Consider the following 8,451-nt stretch of genomic DNA (forward strand, 5'->3'; position numbering starts at 1 on the left):
CTGGTGGAAGTGCCGGTGATGCTGTCGCTGGTGTGGTGGATTAACCGTAAGGCGGGTTGAACACAAGATTGGATGCCGTCTGAAAAGTTTTTCAGACGGCCTTGATGCGGGCGGTGAACGCACCGTTGTTCCGGCCTGGGATGCGGCCTTATGTTGCGTGCGGCAGGCTGTTCGGAGCAAAATGTTTTTCAGCAGGGATGCCGACGGGTTCTAAGGCCGTCTGAAACAGGCGTATAATTACGCTTTTCAAATAAGCCGCCTGCGGGCGGTTTCCTGTTTTACGGAACCGATTATGAACGCTTCTCCGTCCAAGCCGACCGCTGCCGACGATAAAAAAATGGCTGCGATGCTGGCGATGCTGGTGGCCCTGATGCCGCTTTCCATCGATACTTACCTGCCTGCGATTCCCGCGATGGCGCACGATTTGAATGCCGACATCCACCGCATCGAGCAGAGCCTGAGTCTGTTTCTTTTCGGTGTGGCGGCGGGGCAGGTGTTCGGCGGTACGGTGTCGGACATCAAAGGCCGCCGTCCGGTGGCGCTGGCCGGATTGGTGGTGTATGCGGCGGGGGTGTTGGGGCTGCTGCTGGTGCAGACGGGTTCGCAGCTTTTGGTGCTGCGGGTGGTGCAGGCGTTCGGGGCGGGGATGACGGTGGTGATTGTCGGGGCAACGGTGCGCGACCGTTATCAGGGGCGGGAGGCGGCGCAGATGTTTGCGCTTATCGGCATTATTTTGATGTCGGTACCGTTGCTGGCGCCTGCGCTCGGCGCGCTGTTGCAGAGTTTGGGCGGCTGGCGGCTGGTGTTCGGCTTTCTGATGCTGTACGCGGCCGGTATCGGTTGGCTGTTGTGGCGGAAAATGCCGAAGCCGGAAAGTGTGGGGTGCATCGGGCGGGGTGTGTTCGCCGATGTGGTCGGACGCTACCGGCGTGTGTTGGGGACGCGGCCGGCATTGGGTTATCTGTTTTTTCAGGCGTTCAGTTTTTCGTCGATGTTTTCGTTTTTAACGGAATCGCCGTTCGTTTATATGAAGCTCTACGGTGTTTCGACCCATGATTACGGCTGGCTGTTCGCGCTTAATGTGGTAACGATGGCGTCGTTCAACCGCATCACGGCGTGGCGGCTGAAATCGGGAACGCATCCGCAGCAGATTCTGAAGGCGGGCATACTGGTGCAGTTTGCGGCCAATCTGGTGCTGCTGCTTTCGGTGGCCGTGCTGGAGCTGCCGCCTTTGTGGATGCTGGCGGCGTGCGTGATGTTTTCCGTCGGTACGCAGGGCTTGGTAACAGCCAATACGCAGGCCTGTTTCATGGGCTATTTCAGTAAGGAAAGCGGCAGTGCCAATGCGGTTTTGGGCGTGAGCCAGTCGGTAATCGGCGCGAGCATGGGCTTGCTGGCGACATGGCTGCACAACGGTTCGGCCATCGTGATGGCCTGCATGATGTTTGTCTCGACCACCTTGGGCATCATGCTGCTGTGGCTGTTTTCCCATCAGGCTTGGGCGCTGAACAGCGTTCGGGAGCCATGAAGCGGCAGGCCGTCTGAAACCGTTCAGACGGCCTGTTTGGTGTTAAAATCCCAGCCTACACGCATTACCGTAAAGAATCTCCGATATGACGCTCGAACAGAAACTCCTGCCCCACCGCGATGCCATCGACAAAATCGATGCCGACATTCTCGACTTGCTCAACCGCCGTGCAGGCCACGCCCGTGCCATCGGCGAACTCAAAGGCACGGGCGCGGTGTACCGTCCCGAACGCGAAGCCGCCGTTTTGCAGCGCATCCAAAACCTCAACCAAGGCCCGTTGCCGGATGAATCCGTCGCCCGCCTGTTCCGCGAAATCATGAGCGAATGTTTGGCGGTGGAACGCCCGCTCACCATTGCCTACCTCGGCCCGGAAGGAACGTTTACCCAGCAGGCCGCCGTCAAACATTTCGGCCACGCCGCGCGGACCCGCGCCTGCGCCACCGTGGACGACTGCTTCAAACTCGTCGAAACCCGTCAGGCCGATTATCTCGTCGCCCCCGTCGAAAACTCCACCGAAGGTTCGGTGGGCCGTTCGCTCGACATGCTTTCCGTTACCTCGCTGCAGGCCTGCGGCGAAGTCGTTCTGCGCATCCGCCACAACCTGCTGCGTAAAGACAGTCAGGAAATCGGCGGGGTGGACAAGGTTTACGCCCACGCCCAAGCACTCGCGCAATGCAACGACTGGCTCGCCCGCTACCTGCCCGAAGCGCGGCGCATTCCCGTTTCGAGCAACGGCGAAGCCGCACGGCTGGTGTCCGAATCTTCAGACGGCAGTGCCGCCGCCATCGCGGGCAGCATCGCCGCCGAAATCTACGGCCTGAATACCGCCGCCGCCTGCATCGAAGACGAGCCGAACAACACCACCCGTTTTCTCGTGCTCGGCCATCAGGATACCGACAGCACAGGCAGCGACAAAACCTCGCTGGTCATCTCCACGCCCAACCGCGCGGGAGCGGTTAACTCGCTGCTCAAGCCGTTCAGCGAACTGGATATTTCGATGACCAAATTCGAGAGCCGCCCGAGCAAATCGGTATTGTGGGAATACCTGTTCTTCATCGACATCGAAGGCCACCACAAAGATGCCAAAGTCCAGCAGGCGCTGCAACTGCTCAACGAGCGTGCTTCGTTTGTTAAAGTCATCGGTTCGTATCCGCTGGCGGTTTTGTAGTTTTGCTGCGTTTCGGTATTGTGCTGACAACATACCGGCAAGATGGATTTCTCCGGCTTCCGTCATTCCCGCGCAGGCGGGAATCCGTGTTTGAAATCCGGTATTTCTTTATTAACAAGCACTTGTGAATGCCAAAGCCGGATTCCAGCATGTACGGGAATGGCGAAAAACCAAATATCCACACAACCTCCAAACACAGCCATGGTGTTGCAACCGGATAACGGTAAAGGCCGTCTGAAAAAGTTTTTCCAGACGGCCTTATTCTATGAGCAAGCCGTACCGTATCCCGTGTGGCCGAAGTCCATTGGTATCCGGAATCAGATTGTGTTTTGACCATAAACGGCAAAAGCGGACAACGGTCGGCGGGAAAACGCGGCGCCGTTTTTTCGGCAGTATTGTTTCGGAAATCAACGGAAAGCTGCGGATTAGGGCGGATTGTTTCAGGCGGCACAGGATAATCGGTGAAAATAAATCCATTCGCAGCGTGTTTCCAAACAGATATTTTTCGGCGCACAGACATATACATACAGAAATGTAGGTTTGCCGCAACACCGTTGTGCCGCTTTGTGTAAAGCCTTATCAAACAGGCGGAAAACCCCTTTCCGCCGCCGCCGTTCCGCCGCATAATCCTTTCGTACACAGGCAGCCCGCCTTGTGGCATTGGAAAGGAAAACTTCATGAAACCCAAACACACTTTCAGCATTCTGTTTGCCGCCGCTTCTTTGGCTGCCGCACCCGCAGCAGTGGCGGAAATCAACCGCACCGAAGCCACGCTGCTGGGGACCGCGGTGGGCGGACTGATCGGCAACGCCACCGGCAACGACTCGAAATCTACCCTGATGGGAGCCGCTGCGGGCGGCTTGCTGGGCAACCTGATCGGCTACAATCTCGAAAACAAAGATGCCGAGCGCATCGGCAGCTACGCCCGCCGTTACGGACATTATGACGATGATGATTACCGCGACCGCCAAGACCGTTTGCGCGACCGCGAAATCCGCCGTTACGAATATAAAAACGACCGCCGTTACCGCACCGCCGCCGAACGCCGCGCCCGTTACGACCGCCGTTATGACGACAGATATGACCGTCGCTATGACGACCGTTACGACAACCGCCGTTACGGTTACTACGGCGAAGGCCTGCGCAGCAGCGACCGCATCACGCGCGTCAACAGCCGCGACATCCTGCCCGGCGTGTATTACGGCAACCGGACAGGCTACTGGTATTGATTGCTGTTGGACAGCGGTAATTTAGTGAAGGCCGTCTGAAAAGTTTTCAGACGGCCTTTCATTCAAGTTTTCCTTCGAGATGAACCGACGTTCCGCACGTTCCGATACAGGCCGTCTGAAAAATAAGGTAAAACCGTGCCGGAAATCAAAACAGTACCATACCAATAGGATGTGCAATGTTTGCGTGCGTTGGCCGCTTGTTTTCAGACGGCCTTAGCTGCGGTAAAGGCCGTCTGAAAACCTTCGTGCGTTACTCGAAAGCCTGAACCAATTCGAACCGTGCCACGTTTTTGCCGCCGTGTTCCACCGTTTCGGCGAACATTGCGGCGGGGCGTACCCACAGGCCGTAATTGCCGTACAGAGCACGGTACACGACCATTTCTTCTTCGGTTTCGGAATGGCGGGCGGTGGCGGATACTTCGTAGAGGCTGCCTTTGTAGTGGCGGTAGATGCCGGGTTTAATCTTGGTGTTCATGGGGAAAATACTGTTTGTGCAGGCGGTTGACGAAAGCTGAGGCATCGTCGGTGGCGGGCTTGGATTTGAGTGCGTCGAGGCGGGTCAGCAGCAGGTCTTCGGTTTCCGCATCGGCGCAGGAAACGGACTGGTTGCGGCGCAGATGGTTGATGATTTCGTCGATCTGCTCCGACAGGGGCGGACGGGAAAAATCGGGCATGGCTGTGATACCGGATAAAAGAAAAGGCTGTGTTGGATGTGCGGGAATGACGGTTACGAACGCTGCCGCCCCGTCAATTGCACCATGCGGACGCAGCCAAATAAAAAAATGGCAGGTTTTCGGCCTGCCATGGTTCGGTGTGAAACCGTTTTCAGATTAAGTTGCCTGAATATTGGCCGCTTGTTTGCCTTTGGGGCCGGTGGTTACGTCGAAAGAAACTTTCTGACCTTCTTTCAGGGTTTTGAAACCGTCCATGTTGATTGCGGAGAAATGTGCGAACAAATCTTCGCCGCCCTCGTCGGGCGTGATGAATCCAAAACCTTTAGCGTCGTTAAACCATTTTACGGTACCGGTTGCCATTGATACTTCCTATACAAAAAAATTAATAAAACAGCAAATAGGGCAATACTGAACTGAAAACCTAATTAGTTTCGAGCTTCTCCCAAACAATTATGCTTTATTCGTGTGCCGGCTCTGCTGCCCTGCTTTTTACCTTTGTTAAGGATTGTAGTCAAGCGGTGTTTGGGAAAAATCGGGAAATTTATTAAAATAATACAAAAAACAACATTTAAAAACGCCGCGGAGACCGAAATATATGGGCAAAACACACACCAAACACGATGCCGGCACGCTGTCGGACAAACTCAAACAGCCGCCGCCGAGAAAATACGGCGTTTTTCTGCTCAACGACGATTACACCACGATGGAGTTTGTGGTGGAAGTGCTGACGGAGATTTTCATGCTGCCGCAGGAACAGGCGGTGGCGGTGATGCTGCTGGTGCACCACGAAGGCAAGGGTTTGTGCGGCGCGTACACCCGCGACATTGCGCAAACCAAACAACAGCAGGTGTTGCGGCGCGCCGAATCAGAAGGCCATCCGCTGCAATGCACTGTGGAGGAAGTTTAAATGATTTCATCTGAATTGGAACAAACCCTGCAAACGCTCTATACGGAAGCGCGTGCGGAGCGTTACGAGTTAATCGGCATCGAACATCTTTTGCTGCTGCTGATGGAAAAACACGAAGCCGTGCGTTCGGTTCTGATCAAATGCGGTGCGGATTTGGCAGAGTTGGCCGGACAGCTCGGGCAGAGCGTGGCCGACAACACGCCCAAGATTCCGGAGCACCTGTTCGGTAAGGCGGAAATCCAGCCGTCGATCGGTTTCCAGCGCGTTATCCAGCGCGCGATGGTGCATACCCAGTCGGCGGGCAAGCAGGAAGTGGAGCCGTTGGACGTTTTGGTGGCGCTGATGAGCGAAACCGACAGTCATGCGGTGTATTTCCTGAAACAGCAGGACATCACGCGTTTCGAAATACTGCGCTGCATCGCGCACGGCAGCCAACCTGCGCAGGAAAAGCCTTCAGACGGCCGTTATGATGAAGAAAACGGAGGTGCGCCTGCCGCCGACGCGTTGGCAAGTTATACGCTCAATCTCAACGAAGAAGTCCGCGCAGGGCGCATCGACCCGCTTATCGGCCGCCGTTACGAAATGGAGCGGCTGGTGCAGGTACTCTGCCGCCGGCGCAAAAACAATCCCATCCTGGTCGGCGAAGCGGGCGTGGGCAAAACCGCGCTGGCCGAAGGTTTGGCCTACCGGATTGTGCACGGCGAAGTGCCGGACAGCCTGGCCGCCTCCACCGTTTACGCGCTCGACATGGGCGCATTGCTGGCGGGCACTAAGTACCGCGGCGATTTCGAAGCCCGGGTCAAGGCCATTTTGAAACAGCTCGAACACCATCCCGATGCCGTGCTGTTTATCGACGAAATCCACACCATCATCGGTGCGGGCAGCTCGTCGGGCGGGGGGACGCTGGATGCGTCCAACCTGTTGAAACCCGCGTTGGCCAAAGGCACGATGCGCTGCATCGGCGCAACCACCTATGACGAATTCCGTACCGTTTTCAGCAAAGACCACGCCTTGAGCCGCCGTTTCCAGAAAATCGACATCGCCGAACCGAGCGTGGACGAAACCGTACAGATTCTGCGCGGTCTGAAACCGATGTTCGAAGACTTCCACCAAGTCCGCTACACGTCCGGCGCACTCGAAGCCGCCGCCGAACTTTCCGCCCGCTACATCAACGAACGCTTCCTGCCCGACAAAGCCATCGATATTGTTGACGAAGCGGGGGCGGCGCAGAAAATCCTGCCCAAGTCCAAGCAGAAAAAAGTCATCGGTAAAGCGCAAATCGAAGCGGTGGTGGCCAAAGTCGCCCGCATCCCTGAAAAAACCGTGTCGCACGACGACAAACAGGTGCTGCAATATCTCGGCCGCGACCTGAAAAACATGGTATACGGCCAAGATGCCGCCATCGAAGCCCTTGTTTCCGCAGTCAAAATGGCGCGTTCCGGCCTCGGCCTGCCCGACAAACCCATCGGCAGTTTCCTGTTTTCAGGCCCGACCGGAGTGGGCAAAACCGAAGTTGCCAAACAGCTTGCCTATTCGCTCGGCGTGCCGCTGCAACGCTTCGATATGTCCGAATACATGGAGCCGCACGCCGTGTCCCGCCTGATTGGTGCGCCGCCGGGATACGTCGGCTTCGACCAAGGCGGATTGCTGACCGAAGCCGTTACCAAACAGCCTTTCTGCGTGCTCTTGCTCGACGAAATCGAAAAAGCCCATCCCGACATTTTCAACGTCTTGCTGCAAGTGATGGATGCAGGCAGGCTGACCGACAACAACGGCAAGAGCGCGGATTTCCGCAACGTCATCCTGATTATGACCACCAATGCCGGTGCCGAAAGCCTGAGCCGCCCCACCTTCGGCTTTACCGGCAAACGCGAACGCGGCGACGAAATGCAGGCCATCAACAGGCTCTTTACGCCGGAATTCCGCAACCGTCTCGACGCAATCATCCCGTTCGCCCCGCTCGACGAAACCGTGATTGCCAAAGTGGTGGACAAATTCCTGCTGCAACTGGAAAAACAGCTTCTCGACAAAAAAGTCGAAGCCGAATTTTCCCCCGCATTGCGGCAATATCTCGCGCAAAAAGGTTTCGACCCGCAAATGGGCGCCCGCCCCATGCACCGCCTGATACAGGAAAAAATCCGCAAGGCTTTGGCCGACGAGCTGCTGTTCGGCAAACTGGCCGACGGCGGATTCGTCAAAATCGGTTGGAATGCGTCGAAAGAAGAAGTGTCGCTCACGTTCAAACGCCGCAAAGTGGCGGCAGCGGAAGCCGAAACCTACGGAAAATAAATTTAGCGGTGTTCGGCTCTTGTGCCGATACTTGGTTTTCAGTCATTCCCGTGCAGACAGGAATCCGTTTTTGATGTTTCCAAGTCATTGCTTGGTAAGGCAGATACCGGATTTCAAACATGGATTCCCGCCTGCGCGGGAATGACGGCAATTGGAGCAATCTTGACCGTATGCTGTCCACGCCCATCCAAACACAGCCATCTATTTCAAGCGATGCTGTCCGTCGGCAGCCATTCCGGAGCGGGCGGGAATCTGCGATCAAAACAGGAATGTTTGTCCGTGATTCAGACGGCCTAAAGCCACGCGCGGATTTCCGTCCGTGCGGAGATAGCGGCGGCAGAAAAACTTCCGTATCGCTTTATCAAAACTGCCCGTTACGGAAACAATCGGCAAAATCGAAGGCCGTCTGAAAAAACGTTTTCAGACGGCCTTTGCCGCATGATGTTTTATCCTGCCGTGTCCGAACCAAATCCGCAGATACCATTATACGGCTGAAGGCCGAACGGGTTCCCCGTCAGGCAGTAAGCATATTTAAGGCCGTCTGAAAACTTTTTCAGACGGCCTTTGCCGTATGATGTTTTATAGCAAATAAACTTATTTATCGATACACACCTGAAACAGCCAATCCACATCCGTAATTCGCAGCCGATTCCTAA

The 8,451-nt window shown here is 55.9% G+C and carries 10 protein-coding genes; 5 read left to right on the forward strand and 5 right to left on the reverse strand.

The features are described 5' to 3' along the window. The first annotated feature begins 292 nt into the window (after nucleotides 1–292). Together ACEYDX_RS07680 and pheA are read left to right on the forward strand one after the other, a co-directional pair. Complete coding sequence (locus ACEYDX_RS07680; RefSeq protein WP_373741434.1) at nucleotides 293–1,528, forward strand: multidrug effflux MFS transporter; 1,236 nt, start codon at nucleotides 293–295, stop codon at nucleotides 1,526–1,528. An 85-nt stretch (nucleotides 1,529–1,613) separates the two neighbouring features. Further along, on the forward strand, nucleotides 1,614–2,696 hold the full coding sequence (gene pheA / locus ACEYDX_RS07685; protein WP_373741435.1) for a prephenate dehydratase: 1,083 nt from the start codon (nucleotides 1,614–1,616) through the stop codon (nucleotides 2,694–2,696). Here the strand turns inward: pheA and ACEYDX_RS07690 are convergent. Next, on the reverse strand, nucleotides 2,665–3,384 hold the full coding sequence (locus ACEYDX_RS07690; RefSeq protein ID WP_373741436.1) for a hypothetical protein: 720 nt from the start codon (nucleotides 3,382–3,384) through the stop codon (nucleotides 2,665–2,667). The genes pheA and ACEYDX_RS07690 overlap by 32 nt on opposite strands. On the opposite strand from ACEYDX_RS07690, the gene ACEYDX_RS07695 reads away from it, so the two are divergent. Next, complete coding sequence (locus tag ACEYDX_RS07695) at nucleotides 3,374–3,925, forward strand: glycine zipper domain-containing protein (protein ID WP_373741437.1); 552 nt, start codon at nucleotides 3,374–3,376, stop codon at nucleotides 3,923–3,925. The two genes, ACEYDX_RS07690 and ACEYDX_RS07695, sit on opposite strands and share 11 nt — an antisense overlap. A 250-nt stretch (nucleotides 3,926–4,175) precedes the next feature. On the opposite strand, the gene ACEYDX_RS07700 is transcribed toward ACEYDX_RS07695, so the two are convergent. The 3 genes from ACEYDX_RS07700 to ACEYDX_RS07710 form a co-directional block, all read right to left on the reverse strand. Next, nucleotides 4,176–4,400 carry a DUF1653 domain-containing protein gene (locus ACEYDX_RS07700; protein ID WP_373741438.1) on the reverse strand — a complete coding sequence of 75 codons (225 nt, stop codon included), beginning with the start codon at nucleotides 4,398–4,400 and terminating at the stop codon, nucleotides 4,176–4,178. After that, nucleotides 4,384–4,599, reverse strand: a complete 216-nt coding sequence (locus ACEYDX_RS07705) for a branched-chain amino acid ABC transporter (RefSeq protein WP_373741439.1) — start codon at nucleotides 4,597–4,599, stop codon at nucleotides 4,384–4,386. The genes ACEYDX_RS07700 and ACEYDX_RS07705 overlap by 17 nt, the downstream gene beginning before the upstream one ends. Before the next feature lie 156 nt (nucleotides 4,600–4,755). Next, nucleotides 4,756–4,959: a cold-shock protein gene (locus ACEYDX_RS07710; RefSeq protein ID WP_373741440.1), complete on the reverse strand. Its 204-nt coding sequence runs from the start codon at nucleotides 4,957–4,959 to the stop codon at nucleotides 4,756–4,758. A gap of 235 nt (nucleotides 4,960–5,194) precedes the next feature. Here ACEYDX_RS07710 and clpS point away from each other — a divergent pair, with 235 nt between their 5' ends. Both clpS and clpA read left to right on the forward strand, forming a co-directional pair. Next, nucleotides 5,195–5,506 carry an ATP-dependent Clp protease adapter ClpS gene (gene clpS, locus ACEYDX_RS07715; RefSeq protein WP_373741441.1) on the forward strand — a complete coding sequence of 104 codons (312 nt, stop codon included), beginning with the start codon at nucleotides 5,195–5,197 and terminating at the stop codon, nucleotides 5,504–5,506. Next, nucleotides 5,507–7,795, forward strand: a complete 2,289-nt coding sequence (clpA, locus tag ACEYDX_RS07720; protein WP_373741442.1) for an ATP-dependent Clp protease ATP-binding subunit ClpA — start codon at nucleotides 5,507–5,509, stop codon at nucleotides 7,793–7,795. It begins immediately after the preceding gene. A gap of 446 nt (nucleotides 7,796–8,241) precedes the next feature. On the opposite strand, the gene ACEYDX_RS07725 is transcribed toward clpA, so the two are convergent. Further along, nucleotides 8,242–8,451: hypothetical protein (locus tag ACEYDX_RS07725; RefSeq protein WP_373741443.1), on the reverse strand; the 210-nt coding region annotated here is incomplete at its 5' end.

Source organism: Neisseria sp., assembly GCF_041804105.1.
In the GTDB taxonomy this organism is placed as follows: domain Bacteria; phylum Pseudomonadota; class Gammaproteobacteria; order Burkholderiales; family Neisseriaceae; genus Neisseria.